We start from the raw sequence: 15641 nt of genomic DNA on the forward strand, positions 1-15641 counted from the left end.
GAGCCCGTCCGGCGTGCGCGGGCCCGAAATTTACGGTGAAGGAAACAAGCACCCCCTTGCCCCGCACCCGGTCGCCGCGATACTCCGATCATGACGTCGACCCTGGGGAGCGCGCATGAACGTGTCGGAGAACTACCGCAACGCCTGGGAGAGTTACTGGCGGGAGACATCGGATGCGCCCGGTGAGGCGATCTGGGACTCCGCCCCGGCACTGACCTCCGTCCCGCACAGCGAGCTGCTCCTGCCGCACGCGGACACCGGGCGCACCATCGTCGATCTCGGCTGCGGCAACGGCACGCAGACGCGCTACCTCGCCACCCGGTTCGCGCGCGCCGTCGGCGTCGACCTGTCCCACGCCGCCGTCGACCACGCCCGGCGCGCCGGCGAGGGCGACGGCACCGGCGTCGAATTCCAGCAGCTCGACCTGACGGACACCGACGCGGTACGCGCCCTGCACGCCCGGCTCGGCGACACGCACGCCTACATGCGCGCCGTCATCCACCAGAGCGAACCCGGGGCCCGGGCGGCGGTGGCCGCCGCCGTCGCCGAGCTCATAGGCACCGAGGGGCGGGCCTTCGTCGTGGAGCTCACCGCGGCCTCCCGGCAGGTGCTCCAGCAGGCCGCGTCCGCCCCGGACGGGCCCCCGCCCAAGCTGCGCCGGGTCTTCCACCACGGACTGAAGCCGGCCGACGCGTCGGACGACGAGGTCCCGCGGCTGCTGCGGGAGGCCGGACTGGAGATCCTCGCCGACGGCGACACGACGCTGCCGCAGACGGAATACATGGCGGACGGCACCCGCATCGACCTCCCCGCGCGCTGGTTCGTGCTGGCGGGGCGTGGCGCGGACGAGTGAGGAGTTGTCCACAGGCCTGTCCGCCGCTCGGCGGATGCGCGTACGGTTTCGAGGCATGAAGATCCTCATCAGCGCCGACATGGAGGGCGCCACGGGAGTGACCTGGCCGGCCGACGTGCTGCCGGGCACCCCGCAGTGGGAGCGCTGCCGCGCGATGTTCACCTCGGACGTGAACGCCGCCGTCCTCGGCTTCTTCGACGGCGGCGCCGACGAGGTGCTGGTCAACGAGGCCCACTGGACGATGCGGAATCTGCTCCTGGAGCGGCTGGACGAGCGGGCGCAGATGCTCACCGGCCGGCACAAGTCGCTGTCCATGGTCGAGGGGGTGCAGCACGGCGACGTGGACGGCATCGCCTTCGTCGGCTATCACGCCGGTGCCGGGATGGAAGGCGTCCTCGCGCACACCTACCTCGCCAACTCGATCACCGGGGTGTGGGTGAACGGCGTCCGGGCCAGCGAGGGCCTGCTCAACGCCCACGTCGTCGCCGAGTACGGGGTGCCGGTCGTCCTGGTCACCGGCGACGACGTGGCCTGCGAAGACGCCCTCGGGTACGCGCCGGGGGCGCTGAAGGTCGCCGTCAAGGACCACGTGTCGCGGTACGCGGCGGTGTGCCGCACCCCGGCCCGCACGGCGGCCGACATCCGCGCGGCGGCCAAGGAGGCGGCGGCCCTGGCCGTGCGGCACGAACCCGTCGTCGGTGAGCCGTTCACCGTGGCGCTGGAGTTCGACGCCGAGCACCTGGCGATGGCCGCCACCGTCGTGCCCGGCGTGGCGCGCACCGGCGAGCGGAAGGCGGAGTACACCAGCGGGACGATGTACGAGGGCATCCGCACGTTCAAGGCGGTCACCACGATCGTCTCCGCCGCGGTGGAGGAGCAGTATGGCTGAGCGGCTGTCAGGAGGAGCCGGCGCGGAGTGCGCCGGGCAGGTCGACGGGCGTGCGCTCGACGAGGTCGTCAGCTTCACCTCCGATCTCATCCGCATCGACACCACCAACCGGGGCGGCGGTGACTGCCGGGAGCGCCCCGCCGCCGAGTACGCCGCCGCGCTGCTCGCCGAGGCGGGTCTCGAGCCCGCCCTCCTGGAGCGCACCGAGGGCCGTACGAACGTGGTCGCCCGCATCGAGGGCACCGACCCCTCCGCCGACGCGCTGCTGGTGCACGGTCATCTGGACGTGGTGCCCGCGCAGGCCGAGGACTGGAGCGTGCACCCCTTCTCCGGCGAGATCCGGGACGGGGTCGTCTGGGGCCGGGGCGCGGTCGACATGAAGAACATGGACGCGATGATCCTCGCCGTCGTCCGGCAGTGGGCCAGGCACGGGGTGCGGCCCCGGCGCGACGTGGTGGTCGCGTTCACCGCCGACGAGGAGGCGAGCGCCGAGGACGGCTCCGGGTTCCTCGCCGACCGGCACCCCGGACTCTTCGAGGGCTGCACCGAGGGCATCAGCGAGTCGGGGGCGTTCACCTTCCACGACGGCGGCGGCCGGCAGCTCTACCCGATCGCCGCGGGCGAGCGTGGCACCGGATGGCTCAGACTGACCGCGCGCGGCCGGGCCGGCCACGGCTCCAAGGTGAACGACAGCAACGCCATCACGCGGCTCGCCGCCGCGATCACCCGCATCGGGGCCCACGAGTGGCCGCCGCGGCTCACGCCGACCGTGCGCGCCTCCCTGACCGAGCTCGCGGCCCTGTACGGCGTCGACAGCGACCTGGAGAACGTCGACACCCTGCTGGAGAAGCTGGGCCCGGCCGCCGCCCTCGTCGAGGCCACCGTCCGCAACAGCGCCAACCCGACGATGCTGTCCGCCGGCTACAAGGTCAACGTCATCCCGGGGGAGGCGGTGGCCCATGTGGACGGCCGCTTCCTGCCGGGCGGCGAGGAAGAGTTCCGCAGCACCCTTGACCGGCTCACCGGACCCGACGTGGAGTGGGAGTTCCACCATCGCGAGGTGGCCCTCCAGGCGCCGGTGGACTCGGCGACGTACGCGCGGATGCGGGCCGCCGTCGAGGAGTTCGCGCCCGAAGGACATGTGGTGCCGTACTGCATGTCCGGGGGCACGGACGCCAAGCAGTTCTCGCGCCTGGGCATCACGGGATACGGGTTCACGCCGCTGAAGCTGCCGGAGGGGTTCGACTACCAGGCCCTCTTCCACGGCGTCGACGAGCGCGTCCCGGTGGAGGCGCTGCACTTCGGCGTCCGCGTCCTCGACCGCTTTCTGCGAACGGCCTGACGAAGTGGGGGACATGGTGCAGACCCTGGCGTACGGAGCGTGGCCGTCGCCCATCGACGCGGCGCTCGCCGCCGCGCACGACGGACGGCCCGAGTTCGTGGGCTTCGTCGGCGAGGAGGCCTGGTGGACCGAACCGCGCCCCGCCGAGGGCGGCCGGCGCACGCTCGTCCGCCGCACGGCGGACGGCACGGAGCAGTCCGTGCTGCCCGCCCCGTGGAACGTGCGCAGCCGCGTCATCGAGTACGGCGGCCTGCCCTGGACCGGGCTCGGGCGCCCCGAGGGGCCGCTGGTCGTCTTCGTCGACTTCGCCGACCAGCGGTTGTACCGCTACGAGCCGGACACCCCGGGCGGTGAGCCGGTTCCGCTGACGCCCGTGTCGTCCGTGGGCGGCGGACTGCGCTGGGTCGACCCGCAGGTGCGGCCCGAGCGGGGCGAGGTCTGGTGCGTCCTGGAGGAGTTCACCGGGGAATCGCCCACGGACGTGCGGCGCGTGCCGGCCGCGGTGCCGCTGGACGGCTCGGCCGCCCGGGACCGCGACGCGGTACGCGAACTGACCGGTGACGAGCACCGGTTCGTCACCGGCCCCCGCCTGTCGCCGGACGGACGGCGCGCGGCCTGGCTCGCCTGGGACCACCCGCGCATGCCCTGGGACGGGACGGAGCTGCTCGTCGCGGACGTCACCGACGACGGGACGCTGTCCGGGGCACGGGCCGTGGCCGGCGGCCCCGAGGAGTCCGTCGCCCAGGCCGACTGGGCCGGCGACGGCAGCCTGCTGTACTCCAGCGACCGCACCGGCTGGTGGAACCTGTACCGGGTCGCACCCACCGGCGAGGAAAAGGCGCTCTGCCCCCGCGAGGAGGAGTTCGGCGGGCCGCTGTGGCGCATCGGGCAGCGCTGGTTCGCGCCGCTGGAGGGCGGGCTGATCGCCGTCGTGCACGGCCGGGGCGCCACCGCCCTCGGCATACTCGACCCGGAGACCGGCGAGGTGGTCGACGCGGCGGGCCCCTGGACCGAGTTCGCGCCGATGCTCGCCGCGCACGGCACCCGGGTCGTCGGCGTCGGGGCCAGCCCGCGCAGCGCCTACGAGGTCGTCGAGCTGGACGCCCGTACCGGCCGCGCCCGGGTGATCGGCGCCCCGCACGACGATCCGGTCGACCCGGCGTACTACCCCGAGCCGCAGATCCGCACCTTCACCGGTCCCGCGGGCCGCGAGATCCACGCGCACATCTATCCTCCCCACCACCCCGGCCACGTCGCACCTGGCGAGGAGCTGCCGCCGTACGTGGTGTGGGTGCACGGCGGTCCGACCAGCCGCGCACCCCTGGTCCTGGACCTGGAGATCGCCTACTTCACCTCGCGCGGCATCGGGGTCGCCGAGGTCAACTACGGAGGATCGACCGGTCACGGCCGGGAGTACCGCAACCGGCTGCGCGAGCAGTGGGGCGTGGTCGACGTCGAGGACTGCGCGGCCGTCGCTGTCGCGCTCGCCGAGGAGGGGACCGCGGACCGCGACCGGCTGGCCGTCCGCGGCGGCAGCGCGGGCGGCTGGACCGCCGCCGTCTCGCTCGCCGCCACCGACATCTACGCCTGCGGCACGATCCTCTACCCGATCCTCGACCTCGCGGGCTGGGGGTCGGGGGAGACCCACGACTTCGAATCGCAGTACCTGGAAACGCTGGTCGGGCCGCTCGCCGAGGTGCCCGGCCGGTACGCGCAGCGCTCGCCCGCCGAGCACGCCGACCGCGTCACCGCGCCTTTCCTGCTGCTCCAGGGACTGGACGACGTCATCTGTCCGCCCGCCCAGTGCGAGCGGTTCCTCGCCAGAATCCAGGAAGCGGGCCGACGTGTCGCCCACGCCTACATCGCCTTCGAGGGCGAGGGGCACGGCTTCCGGCGAGCGGCCACGACGGTGCGGGTCCTGGAGTCCGAACTGTCCCTGTACGCCCAGGTCTTCGGCCTGAACCCACCGGGTGTCCCCACCCTGGAGCTCATCACGTGAAGCCCCTGATCCGTCCCGCCCGCCTCGCCCCCGGGGCCCGGGTGGCCGTCGTCGCGCCCAGCGGCCCGGTCCCCGAGGAGCGCCTGGAGGCGGGCCTCGACCTGCTGCGGGGCTGGGGCCTCGACCCCGTCGTCGCCCCCCACGCCCTGGACCGGCACGCCGAGTTCGGCTACCTCGCGGGTACGGACGCCGACCGGGCCGCCGACTTCCAGGCCGCCTGGTGCGACCCCGGCGTGGACGCCGTGCTGTGCGCACGCGGCGGGTACGGCGCCCAGCGCATGGCCGACCTCCTCGACTGGACGGCGATCGCGGCGGCCGGCCCCAAGGTCTTCCTCGGGTTCAGCGACATCACCGCCCTCCACGAGGCCTTCGCGGCCCGCATGGGTCTCGCCACCCTGCACGGCCCCATGGTCGCCGCTGTGGACTTCCTCAAGAACGCGCGGGCGCAGGAGCATCTGCGGGCGACGCTCTTCGAGCCGGAGACGGTCCGCACCATCGCCGCACCGGGCCGGGGCGCCGCCCTCGTCCCGGGGCGGGCCGAGGGCGTCCTGCTCGGCGGCTGCCTGAGCCTGCTCGCCGCGGGCCTCGGCACCCCGTACGCCCGGCCGTCGGCACGCGGCGGCCTGGTGTGCCTGGAGGACGTGGGCGAGGAGACGTACCGGCTGGACCGGTGTCTGACCCAGCTGCTGCGCGCCGGGTGGTTCGACGGCGTCGCCGGTTTCCTGCTCGGCTCGTGGGCGGACTGCTCGCCGGCCTCCGAGGTGCGGCCCCTGCTGGCCGACGGGCTCGGCGGTCTCGGGGTGCCGGTGGTGGACGGGTTCGGCTTCGGGCACGGCGAGGGCGCGCTGACGATCCCCTTCGGCGCGGCCGCCGAACTGGACGCGGGGGCGGGCACGCTGACGCTGGAGGAGCCCGCCCTGGCCTGAGGATCCGTCCGCTCGCGTACTGTGTCCGGATGCCTGAGAACACCGGCCACCTTGCCGAGGGCGCCCGGGTGGGCATCCGGCACTGCACCGCGGACGACGGCGCCGAGTTCACCGCGCGGGCGCGGGAGAGCAAGGACCTGCACCACCCGTGGCTGTTCCCGCCGACCAGCGCCGAGGGGTATGCCGCCTACGTCCGGCGGCTGACCGGGGACCCCGCCAGAGCCGGGTTCCTGGTCTGCGAGCGGGACACCGGGGCCATCGCCGGGTTCATCAACATCAACAACATCGTCGAGGGCGCCTTCCTCAGCGCGGCGCTCGGCTACGGCGCGTTCGCGCACGCCGCCGGGCGGGGGCTGATGAGCGAGGGACTCGCCCTCGTCGTCTCCCACGCGTTCGGGCCCATGGGACTGCACCGGCTGGAGATCAACGTGCAGCCGGGGAACACCGCGTCCATCGCGCTCGCCCGACGCCGAGGCTTCCGGCTGGAGGGCTTCTCACCGGACTTCCTGTACATCGACGGCGCCTGGCGCGACCACGAACGGTGGGCGCTCACCGCGGAGATGACAGACGGGACGCCCCCGCGCGGGTGACCCGGCGGGCGGGCGCCCTCGCGTCGCCGACCGGTACACGGAGGCCTGCGGCGACCTGTGCCGGGAGCACCCGTCTTCCGCGGGTTCCGGCCGGTCAGTCGCCGTGCCGGTCCACGTACTCGTAGACCGTGCCGTCCGGATGCATCGCGATCAGGTTGCGGCCGACCGGGGTCGCGACCGGCCCCGCGAGGACACGGGCGCCGGAGTCGCTGAGCACCCGGCTCGCCTCGTCGACGTCCGTGACGGCGATGGTGGCGGCCACCTTGCGCAGGATCTCCAGCTCGGCCTCCGGCCCGCTCATCAGCAGGAAGCAGCCGACCGCGGCGACCGAGACGCCGCCGCGCTCGAAGCGCAGGGCACGGCCGCCCGCGAGTCTCTCGTAGAAGGGGACCGAAGCCTCCAGGTCGTCGACGCAGACACGCAGCGTGGCTCCCAGAATCTCCATGCGTCCGAGCCTAGTCGGGGCGGACCGGGAGCGAGATCGGTTCCCCCGGATCCCGCTCCCGTCCCGCGCGGCCGGCCGCCGTGCCGCGGCAGCATCTCGGTGGGGAGGCCCGCCACGTTTGGCCGCCCCGGCCAGGGGGACGCGATAGGCCCTACGAGCAACCGTGAGAGCGCCGTCGCGCGCTGAGGACACCGAGGGCCTCACGGCCGGAGAGGAATTCCCCATGAGCAGCGCACGGACCGTGCGGGCCGGCCGCCGCACCGTGGAGATCCACCGCCCGGACAAGGTGCTCTTCCCGGCGGACGGGGGCGGCAAGGAGTACACGAAGGACGACCTGGTCGCGTACTACCGGTCCGTCGCCCCCTTCATGCTGCCCCATCTGCGGGGCCGGCCGCTGATGCTGGAGCGGCACCCCGACGGGCTCGCGGGCCCCGCGTTCATGCAGAAGAACACCCCGGACCACTACCCGGAGTGGATCCGGCGGGCCGAGGTGTCCAAGGAGGGCGGCACGGTCCTGCACCCCGTCTGCGACGACGCCGCGACCCTCGTCTTCCTCGCCGACCAGGCCGGCATCACGCTGCACCGCTGGCTGTCCCGGGCCGACGCGCCCGACCGCCCCGACCGGATGGTCTTCGACCTGGACCCCGGTACGGACGACTTCGCCGTGGTGCGTGAAGCCGCCCACCTCATGGGTGAGTTGCTGGACGAGCTGAAACTTCCGTCCGCCCTGATGACCACCGGCTCCCGGGGCCTTCACATCGTGGTGCCCCTGAACGGGCGTCACGGTTTCGACGAGGTGCGCGCGTTCGCCAGGGACGCAGCCGACGCGCTCGCCGACCGGCATCCGGACCGCTTCACCACGGCGGCCCGCAAGAAGGAGCGCGGCGACCGGCTCTACCTCGACGTCCAGCGCAACGGCTACGCGCAGACCGCCGTCGCTCCCTTCAGCGTGCGCGCGAAACCCGGTGCCCCGGTCGCCGTCCCCGTCTCCTGGGGGCAGCTCGACGACCCGCGACTGCACGCCCGCCGCTGGACGATCGCCGACGCCGTCGACCAGGCCCGCACCACTCCGTGGGCGGGCCTGCTGAACCACGGGCGCGCGCTCGGCCCGGCCCGGCGCCGCCTCGACGCGCTGCGTGGCTGAGTCTCGCCGCCCCCGAGGTTTGGCCGGGGAACGAGCGAGCACCCGATGTTCGAGGTGGCCATGACGAACACATCGAACACATCCAGATCACAGAGTTCACAGAACTCTTCCCAGAACAAGGGGAACAGCAAGGAGAACAGCGCGGCGGACAGCCAGCCCAAGCCGATGGAGGTCCTGCGCCACGCGCGCGACCAGCTCCAGGAGCTGACGGGTATGGCGGCCGAGTCCGTTTCGTCCTTCGAACGCACCGAGGACGGATGGGCGTTGGAGGTCGAGGTCCTGGAACTGGCCAAGATCCCGGACACGATGAGCCTGCTGGCGACCTATCAGGTGGAGCTCGACCAGGACGGAGAGCTCACCGGGTACCGCCGGGTCCGCCGCTACGAACGCGGGAGGGCCGAACGCAGGCCCGGCGGCCGATAGGCGATCGCCTCTTTCCCGCGCAGACACTCACAGACTAGGAGGACCGGACGGTATGACCGTTGTCCCGGCACAGCAAGGTGGCGGATCTGGAGGCACGAGCGGCCTCTACGACGTCCTGGAGCTCGTCCTCGACCGAGGAATCGTCATCGACGCGTTCGTACGTGTCTCCCTCGTAGGTATCGAGATCCTGAAGATCGACGTGCGCGTCGTCATCGCGAGCGTCGACACGTATCTGCGTTTCGCCGAGGCGTGCAACCGCCTCGACCTGGAAGCGGGGCCGCACAAGAATCCCGGACTGCCCGATCTGATGGGCGAACTCACCGAGTCCGGTGCGCGCGGCAAGTCCAAGGGCGCCCTCTCCGGCGCCGCCGAGACCATATCGGACGCGTTCAAGCAGGCCCGCGAGGACGGCCAGTCCGAGTCCCGCCCCCGTACCCGTAAGACCGCGGCCTCGCGCCGGAAGGAGGAGCAGGAGTGAGCACGTACGTCTACGGCATCGCCGAGGGAACGCACCCCTCGCTTCCCGACGGCATCGACGGAGTCGGTGCGCCGGCACGTCCGGTACGCATTCTCAAGGAGGGCGACCTGGCGGCCATCGTCAGCGACGCCCCCGAAGGGCTGCGCCCCAAGCGCAGGGACCTGCTCGCCCACCAGAACGTCCTGAGCGAGGCGGGGGAGGGCGGCACGGTGCTGCCCATGCGCTTCGGCAGCGTCGCTGCCGACGACCAGGCGGTCGTCTCCGTGCTGGCCGAGCGCGCGGAGCACTACCGGGAGCGCATCGAGGCGCTGGCGGGCAAGGTCGAGTACAACGTCAAGGCCAGCCACGACGAAGAGGCCGTCCTGCACCGCGTGATGGGCGAGAACCCCGACATCCGCGCGCTGACCGAGGCCAACCGGCAGGCGGGCGGCGGCTCGCACGAGGACAAGATGCGACTCGGCGAGATGGTCGTGGCCGCGCTGCAGGCCCGCGAGGCCGAGGACGCCGCGGGGCTCAGGCGCACGCTCGAACCGGCCGCCGACGCCGTGAGCGAGGGCCCCGAGTCCACCGGCTGGCTGGCCAACCTGTCGTTCCTGGTGGACCGCACGTCGGCCGACACCTTCCTCGCCACCGTCGACCGGATCCGGGGCGGCCAGCCGCACCTGGAACTGCGCGTCAACGGACCGCTCCCGCCCTACAGCTTCGTCGAGCCCGGCCCCTCCGCGCCGGACACCGGCATCAAGCAGGGCGCCCGGGCGGGCGGCGAGTAGACCCATGGGGCTCATCGGCGAGGTCCTGATGCTGCCGTTCGCACCTGTGCGCGGCAGCCTCTGGGCGATGAAGCAGGTGGTGTCCGAGGCCGAGCGCCAGTACTACGACCCCTCCGCCATCCGCGCCGAACTCGCCCAGCTCGAAGCGAAGCTGGAGGCCGGAGAGATCACCGACGAGGAGTTCGACCAGCAGGAGGACGTCCTGCTGGACCGGCTCGAAGCCAGCCTGCGCACAGGCGGCGCCGGCCCCGAGAACGGGACGACAGGATGAACAGACTAGGACTGGGCCTCGCCGTAGGGGCCGGGTACGTCCTCGGACGTACCAAGAAGATGAAGCTGGCCTTCGCGGTCGGCACCATGGTGGCGGGCAAGCGGATGCAGCTGAGTCCGAAGGCGCTCGCGGACCTGGTGTCCGGGCAGCTGGCGAACAACCCGGCGTTCAAGGAGCTCAACGACCAGCTCCGCAACGACCTGCGCGGAGTCGGCAAGGCCGCCTCCGGCGCCCTGGTCGAGCGGCAGATCGAGGGTCTCGCCAAGCGGCTGCACGGCCGTACCGCGGACGTGCGCAACCAGCTCTCCGGCGTGAGCCCGGACGCGGCCGGGCACGACGAGGACGAGGACGACGAGCCGGACGACCGGTACGAGGACGAGCCCGAGGAGCAGGACGACGACCGGGACGAGACTCCCGGGCGGGAGTCCGCCGAGGAGGAGCGTCCGCGGAAGAAGGCCCCCGCGAAGAAGGCCCCGGCCAAGACGGCGCAGAAGCAGGGCGCCGCCAAGAAGGCCCCGGCCAGGAAGACCGCCGCGGGGGACAGGAAGACGTCCGCCGGGAAGACGGCCGCCAAGAAGACCGCCGCACGCCGCGTCCCGCGGTCCCGGCAGTCGGAGGGAGGCCGCGACGATGGCTGACGCTCTCGGATCCGCGACCAAGAAGGCCAAGGACAACCCGCTCACGTCCGTCGTGCAGAGCGAGGCCGCCGACCGCTTGAAGTCGGAGGTCCAGGACTATCTGTCCGCGCAGGCACAGCGGTTGCTGGTCGGCGTCGGGCAGAAGCTCGGCCAGACCACCGTCAAGCTGAACGACATAGCGGAGGGCAACAGCCCCGGCTTCGCCAAGCTCGCCCTCGACGGCGGCCGCAAGCTGGCGGAGGGCAAGAGTCCGCTGCGGTCCGCCGTGGAGGTCGGCGCCGGGCGCGCCAAGGACGGTGTGGTCGGCGCCTTCAAGAACCTGGTCGGCGGCAAGGGCAGGCGCAAGGGCGGCGCGGGCCAGAAGCCCACGGTCATCCTGGAGTTCATCGACGTCGGCGTGCCGCTGCGCACCGCGTACGACCAGTGGACCCAGTTCCAGGACTTCAGCACCTTCGCGAAGGGCGTCAAGAGCGCGAACCGCGCCGACGACACCACCTCCGACTGGCAGATGAAGGTCTTCTGGTCCAGCCGCAGCTGGAAGGCGCACACCACCGAGCAGGTGCCGGACCAGCGGATCTCCTGGACGTCCGAGGGCGCCAAGGGCACGACCAAGGGTGTCGTCACCTTCCACGAGCTGGCGGAGAACCTCACCCGTGTCCTGCTGGTCATCGAGTACTACCCCAAGGGGCTGTTCGAGAAGACCGGCAACATCTGGCGCGCCCAGGGCCGCAGGGCCCGGCTCGACCTGAAGAACTACGCCCGCTTCATCACGCTCAAGGGCGAGGCGGAGGACGGCTGGCGCGGTGAGATCCGCGACGGCGAGGTCGTCCGCAGCCACGAGGACGCGATCGAGGAGGAGCAGAGCGCCGCCGAGTCCGAGGACGCCCCCGAGGACGAGTACGAGGGCGACGAGGAGGAGACGGACCAGGAGTCGGCGGACGCGGAGGCGGACGAGCCGGAGGAGTCCTACGAGGACGACCCCGAGGGCGAGTACGTCGACGAGGAGGACCCCGAGGGCGAGCCCGAGGCCGAGTACGCCGACGAGGACGACCCCGAGGCCGAGTACGCCGAAGAGGACGACCCCGAGGGTGAGTACGCCGAAACCGAGGACGCCGGGGCCGAGCCCGCGGACGCCGAGGAAGCGGAGTACGAGGAAGAGGACGAGCCGGCCGTCGGCGGGAGTCGCCGATGACGACGCCGGGTCGGATTCCCGAGCCGTACGGACAGGGCGGTGGCGCGAACCTCGCCGACATCCTGGAGCGCGTTCTCGACAAGGGCATCGTGATCGCGGGAGACATCCGGATCAACCTGCTCGACATCGAGCTGCTCACCATCAAGCTCCGGCTCATCGTCGCCTCCGTCGACAAGGCGAAGGAGATGGGGATCGACTGGTGGGAGGACGACCCGGCGCTGTCCTCTCGCGCGCACCACAACCAGCTCGCCCGCGAGAACGCCGAGTTGCGCGCCCATCTCGCCGAGATGGAACAGCTGGAGCGGGGACGCGCGGAGCGCGAGGAGGAAGAAGCACCATGAGCGGACTGCGGTACGTCTACGCCGTCTGCCGCCCCTTCGACGCGGCTCTCCAGGCCGATGTGACGGGGGTGGCGGGCGCGCCCCCCGGCCGGCTGACGCACCACGGCCTGGTCGCCGTCGTCAGCACGGTGCCCGAGGCGGACTTCGCCGAGGCACCGCTGCGGCGGCATCTGGAGGACCTCGACTGGCTGAGCGACACCGCGCGGGCCCACCAGAGCGTGATCGACGCGCTCACCGCCGTGACGACGCCGCTGCCGCTGCGGCTCGCCACGGTGTTCCGGGACGACAGCGGTGTGCGCACCATGATCGAGGCGCGCGAGGACGCTCTGCGCCGGACCCTCGACCGGCTCGACGGCCGCGTGGAGTGGGGCGTCAAGGTCTACGCCGAGGCGGAGTCCGCCGAGGCGGCCCAGGCGGCGAAGCCCGTGACGGGGCGGGACTACCTGCGGCAGCGCCGTATGCGCTCCAAGTCGCAGGACGCGATGTGGGAGAAGGCCGAGAGTTTCTCGCGCCGGCTGCACGACAGCCTCTCCGCCCACGCGGAGGACGCGCGGCTGCACGCCCCGCAGAACGCCGCGATCTCCCGGGAGTCGGGCCGCAATGTGCTCAACGCGGCCTATCTCGTCTCCCGTGCGGAGTCGGAGGCCTTCGTCGAACTCGTGGACCGCACGAAGGACGACGAGCCGGGGCTGCGCGTGGAACTCACCGGGCCCTGGGCCGCGTACTCCTTCGCCGGCCTGGAGGACGAGGCGAACGGTCCCGGGGAGGCGGGGCCGTGACCGTCGTGGAACGACGTGAGGTCGCGCTGGTCGACCTGCTCGACCGGCTGCTCGCGGGCGGGGTCGTCATCACCGGGGACATCACCCTGCGGATCGCCGATGTCGACCTCGTCCGCATCGACCTGAACGCCCTCATCAGCTCGGTGAACGAGCAGGTCCCCTCGCCCTTCCGGGACTCGCCGTGACCGGCCCGACGCCTGCCGACGAGCAGGCGCCCGTGAGCGGGCCGGCGGCATCGTCGCCGCCGGAGGACGAGACGGTCACGTCCGGGGAGGAACAGCTCGCGTCGGGGGAGGAGCAGGCCCCGGCCGGAAGGAAGCCCGCCGGGCGCAACCGGGTGGAACTCGAACCGGACACCGTCGAGCGCGACCTCATCAAGCTCGTGCTGACCGTCGTGGAGCTGCTGCGCCAGCTCATGGAGCGGCAGGCCGTGCGGCGGTTCGACACGGGTGACCTGTCCGAGGACCAGGAGGAGCGCATCGGGCTCACGCTGATGCTGCTCGACGAGCGGATGGCCGAACTGCGCGACCGCTACGGGCTGAAGCCCGAGGACCTGAATCTGGACCTCGGGCCGCTGGGACCGCTGCTGCCCAGGGAGTAGCTCTCCGCGAGCGGCAGCGGTCCGGGACCTGCGTCGGGAACGGGGCTACCAGCGATACCAGCGGCCCCGGCCTCCCGAAGCGTTCGTGCCGCGTACCAGGAACCCCAGGAGCCACAGCACCAGCACCACCAGGGCGATCCACCAGAGAATTTTCAGCGCGAATCCGGCACCGAAGAGAATCAGCACCAGAAGCAGTACCAGCAGGATGGGAACCATGATGTGAACCTCCTGCCGGGCGGGTTTCCCGATATGCCCGAATCAAGCGTCTTTGCGGCAGAGGATTTCCCCGTGCAGGACGGCGAACCAGCCGTCCTCCCGCTCGCCCCAGGCGCGCCACGCCCCGGACACCGCCCGCAACTGCTCCCGGGTCGCGTGACCCCCCTCGATGGCCCGGTCCGCGTACGTCGAGGCGAGGGTGCGGTCGGCCCACAGACCGCTCCACCACCGGCGCTCGTCCGCGGTGGCGAAGGTCCAGGTGCTCGAGGTGGCCGTGACGTCGGTGAACCCGGCCCGCAGCGCCCAGGACCTGAGCCGGCGGCCCGCGTCCGGCTCCCCGCCGTTGGCGCGGGCCACCCGCAGATACAGGTCCAGCCAGTCGTCCATGCCCGCGGACAGCGGATACCAGGTCATCGCCGAGTAGTCCGAGTCCCGGACCGCGACGAGTCCGCCCGGCCGGGTGACCCGGTGCATCTCGCGCAGCGCCCGCACCGGGTCGCCGACGTGCTGGAGGACCTGGTGGGCGTGCACCACGCAGAACGTGTCGTCCGGGTGGTCCAGCGCGTGGACGTCGGCGACCGCGAAGTCCACGTTCCGGAGACCGCGCTCCGCCGCCATGGCGCGCGCCTGGTCCAGGACCCCCGGAGCGCTGTCGACGCCCGTGACCCGGCCCTCGGGGACCAGGGCAGCCAGGTCGGCGGTGATCGTGCCCGGGCCGCAGCCGATGTCCAGCACCTTCATGTGCGGCTTCAGGGAGCCGAGGAGGTAACCGGCCGAGTTGGCGGCGGTGCGCCAGGTGTGGGAGCGCAGTACGGACTCGTGGTGGCCGTGTGTGTAGACGGCGCTCTCCTGCGGCTTCGGCATGACCGTTCCCCTCGTCGGCGTACGGGCCCGCGGAGGCGCTGCTCCGCGGGGCGATGGGCGCCACCGTACGCCGTCGTGCCGCATGGTGAGATGTCAATCTCACTATGCGGTCTGTTGAGTCGTCGGACCGGGACGGTCGGTCGGAGGACCCGGCAGGGCCCCAGGCCTTGCCGGGCGCCCGGCCCGGGGAGGCGTCCGGTCCCGGTCCTCGGTCGGAACGAGTCCGCGCACCGCGTACGCGGCCCCCACCCCGAGGGCGGCGCCGACGAGCACGTCGCTCGGGAAGTGGACACCGGTGTACACGCGGGAGAGGGCCACCGCAGTCGCCACAGGTGCCACCGCGGCTCCCCAGCCGCGGGACTCCATGGCCACGCCCGTCGCGAAGGCCGCGGCCGACGCGGAGTGCCCGGAGGGGAACGACGTCGTGATGGGCTGCCGTTTCAGCCGCCGGACCAGCGGGACGGGGTCCAGCGCGGGCCGGGTACGGCGCACCGAGCGCTTGCCGACGGTGTTGATGGTGGCGGACGCCAGGGTGAGCGAGGCGAGACCGCGGGCGGCGGCGCGGCGGGCCCGGGGGCTGCGGGTCGCGGCGAGCGCTGCCGCCGTCGCGAACCAGAGCACGCCGTGGTTCGCGCTCCGGCTCAGCCGCGGCAGCAGGCGGTCGCAGCCCGGCCAGTGCCGTGCCGCGACCCCCTCGAAGAGACGGCAGTCGGCCGCCAGGAGCCGGTCCCGGAGAACGTGGTGGCCCGGAGGGCGGACGGTGAGGTCGACGTCTGGGGTCGCAGTCATGGGGATCCTGGTACCCAGGGGCGGACGATTCCTGCCCGGGCGCCGGCACCGGGTGCGGGAGGCCCGGGACCGGGTCACGCGGGCACCCTGC

At 72.5% G+C, this 15641-nt stretch carries 20 protein-coding genes and 1 pseudogene; 17 read left to right on the forward strand and 4 right to left on the reverse strand.

Annotated elements, in window-relative coordinates:
- Positions 1–115: 115 nt before the first annotated feature.
- From ACFYP4_RS03780 to ACFYP4_RS03805, 6 genes are read left to right on the forward strand one after another with little or no spacing between them, the layout of a single operon-like run.
- Positions 116–853, forward strand: a complete 738-nt coding sequence (locus tag ACFYP4_RS03780; protein WP_388782502.1) for a class I SAM-dependent methyltransferase — start codon at positions 116–118, stop codon at positions 851–853.
- Between the two features lie 55 nt (positions 854–908).
- The gene (locus ACFYP4_RS03785; protein WP_358854597.1) at positions 909–1742 is read left to right on the forward strand and encodes a M55 family metallopeptidase; all 834 of its coding nucleotides are present in this window, start codon (positions 909–911) and stop codon (positions 1740–1742) included.
- Positions 1735–3084: a M20/M25/M40 family metallo-hydrolase gene (locus ACFYP4_RS03790; RefSeq protein WP_388782505.1), complete on the forward strand. Its 1350-nt coding sequence runs from the start codon at positions 1735–1737 to the stop codon at positions 3082–3084. The genes ACFYP4_RS03785 and ACFYP4_RS03790 overlap by 8 nt, the downstream gene beginning before the upstream one ends.
- Before the next feature lie 13 nt (positions 3085–3097).
- A complete protein-coding gene (locus ACFYP4_RS03795) occupies positions 3098–5083 on the forward strand; it encodes a prolyl oligopeptidase family serine peptidase (RefSeq protein ID WP_388782508.1) in 1986 nt (661 codons plus the stop codon).
- Positions 5080–6009 (forward strand): LD-carboxypeptidase, encoded by a 930-nt coding sequence (locus ACFYP4_RS03800; RefSeq protein WP_388782510.1) that lies wholly within the window; start codon positions 5080–5082, stop codon positions 6007–6009. The genes ACFYP4_RS03795 and ACFYP4_RS03800 overlap by 4 nt, the downstream gene beginning before the upstream one ends.
- A gap of 29 nt (positions 6010–6038) precedes the next feature.
- Positions 6039–6599 carry a GNAT family protein gene (locus tag ACFYP4_RS03805; RefSeq protein WP_358854593.1) on the forward strand — a complete coding sequence of 187 codons (561 nt, stop codon included), beginning with the start codon at positions 6039–6041 and terminating at the stop codon, positions 6597–6599.
- Positions 6600–6693: 94 nt separating this feature from the next.
- Here the strand turns inward: ACFYP4_RS03805 and ACFYP4_RS03810 are convergent, their stop codons facing one another.
- Positions 6694–7044: a VOC family protein gene (locus tag ACFYP4_RS03810; RefSeq protein WP_358854592.1), complete on the reverse strand. Its 351-nt coding sequence runs from the start codon at positions 7042–7044 to the stop codon at positions 6694–6696.
- 223 nt (positions 7045–7267) lie between these two features.
- Here ACFYP4_RS03810 and ligD point away from each other — a divergent pair, with 223 nt between their 5' ends.
- The 11 genes from ligD to ACFYP4_RS03865 all read left to right on the forward strand — a co-directional run bounded on the left by ligD (position 7268) and on the right by ACFYP4_RS03865 (position 13681).
- On the forward strand, positions 7268–8188 hold the full coding sequence (gene ligD, locus ACFYP4_RS03815) for a non-homologous end-joining DNA ligase (protein WP_358854591.1): 921 nt from the start codon (positions 7268–7270) through the stop codon (positions 8186–8188).
- A gap of 60 nt (positions 8189–8248) precedes the next feature.
- Positions 8249–8611: a gas vesicle protein gene (locus ACFYP4_RS03820; protein WP_358854590.1), complete on the forward strand. Its 363-nt coding sequence runs from the start codon at positions 8249–8251 to the stop codon at positions 8609–8611.
- A gap of 52 nt (positions 8612–8663) precedes the next feature.
- Positions 8664–9089 carry a gas vesicle structural protein GvpA gene (locus tag ACFYP4_RS03825; RefSeq protein WP_355789046.1) on the forward strand — a complete coding sequence of 142 codons (426 nt, stop codon included), beginning with the start codon at positions 8664–8666 and terminating at the stop codon, positions 9087–9089.
- Complete coding sequence (locus tag ACFYP4_RS03830; protein WP_358854589.1) at positions 9086–9859, forward strand: GvpL/GvpF family gas vesicle protein; 774 nt, start codon at positions 9086–9088, stop codon at positions 9857–9859. The genes ACFYP4_RS03825 and ACFYP4_RS03830 overlap by 4 nt, the downstream gene beginning before the upstream one ends.
- A gap of 4 nt (positions 9860–9863) precedes the next feature.
- On the forward strand, positions 9864–10130 hold the full coding sequence (locus ACFYP4_RS03835; protein ID WP_358854588.1) for a gas vesicle protein GvpG: 267 nt from the start codon (positions 9864–9866) through the stop codon (positions 10128–10130).
- Positions 10127–10768 (forward strand): DNA primase, encoded by a 642-nt coding sequence (locus tag ACFYP4_RS03840; protein ID WP_358854587.1) that lies wholly within the window; start codon positions 10127–10129, stop codon positions 10766–10768. Before ACFYP4_RS03835 ends, ACFYP4_RS03840 begins: the two co-directional genes overlap by 4 nt.
- A complete protein-coding gene (locus ACFYP4_RS03845) occupies positions 10761–11960 on the forward strand; it encodes an SRPBCC family protein (protein WP_358854586.1) in 1200 nt (399 codons plus the stop codon). Before ACFYP4_RS03840 ends, ACFYP4_RS03845 begins: the two co-directional genes overlap by 8 nt.
- Positions 11957–12301, forward strand: a complete 345-nt coding sequence (gene gvpJ, locus ACFYP4_RS03850) for a gas vesicle protein GvpJ (protein ID WP_358854585.1) — start codon at positions 11957–11959, stop codon at positions 12299–12301. The genes ACFYP4_RS03845 and gvpJ overlap by 4 nt, the downstream gene beginning before the upstream one ends.
- Positions 12298–13080, forward strand: coding sequence for a GvpL/GvpF family gas vesicle protein (locus ACFYP4_RS03855; RefSeq protein WP_358854584.1), 783 nt, complete (start codon positions 12298–12300; stop codon positions 13078–13080). Before gvpJ ends, ACFYP4_RS03855 begins: the two co-directional genes overlap by 4 nt.
- A complete protein-coding gene (locus ACFYP4_RS03860; RefSeq protein WP_358854583.1) occupies positions 13077–13265 on the forward strand; it encodes a gas vesicle protein in 189 nt (62 codons plus the stop codon). Before ACFYP4_RS03855 ends, ACFYP4_RS03860 begins: the two co-directional genes overlap by 4 nt.
- A gap of 152 nt (positions 13266–13417) precedes the next feature.
- A complete protein-coding gene (locus ACFYP4_RS03865; RefSeq protein ID WP_358854615.1) occupies positions 13418–13681 on the forward strand; it encodes a gas vesicle protein K in 264 nt (87 codons plus the stop codon).
- Between the two features lie 45 nt (positions 13682–13726).
- On the opposite strand, the gene ACFYP4_RS03870 is transcribed toward ACFYP4_RS03865, so the two are convergent.
- From ACFYP4_RS03870 to ACFYP4_RS03880, 3 genes and pseudogenes are all read right to left on the reverse strand, one after another.
- A complete protein-coding gene (locus ACFYP4_RS03870) occupies positions 13727–13897 on the reverse strand; it encodes a hydrophobic protein (RefSeq protein WP_358854582.1) in 171 nt (56 codons plus the stop codon).
- 42 nt (positions 13898–13939) lie between these two features.
- Positions 13940–14761 carry a class I SAM-dependent methyltransferase gene (locus ACFYP4_RS03875; RefSeq protein ID WP_388782519.1) on the reverse strand — a complete coding sequence of 274 codons (822 nt, stop codon included), beginning with the start codon at positions 14759–14761 and terminating at the stop codon, positions 13940–13942.
- 162 nt (positions 14762–14923) lie between these two features.
- Positions 14924–15550 (reverse strand): annotated as a pseudogene (locus ACFYP4_RS03880) (phosphatase PAP2 family protein); the annotation flags it as partial.
- Between the last annotated feature and the right edge of the window lie 91 nt (positions 15551–15641).

Origin of the sequence: Streptomyces sp. NPDC005551, from assembly GCF_042871785.1 — a bacterium.
Classification (GTDB): domain Bacteria; phylum Actinomycetota; class Actinomycetes; order Streptomycetales; family Streptomycetaceae; genus Streptomyces.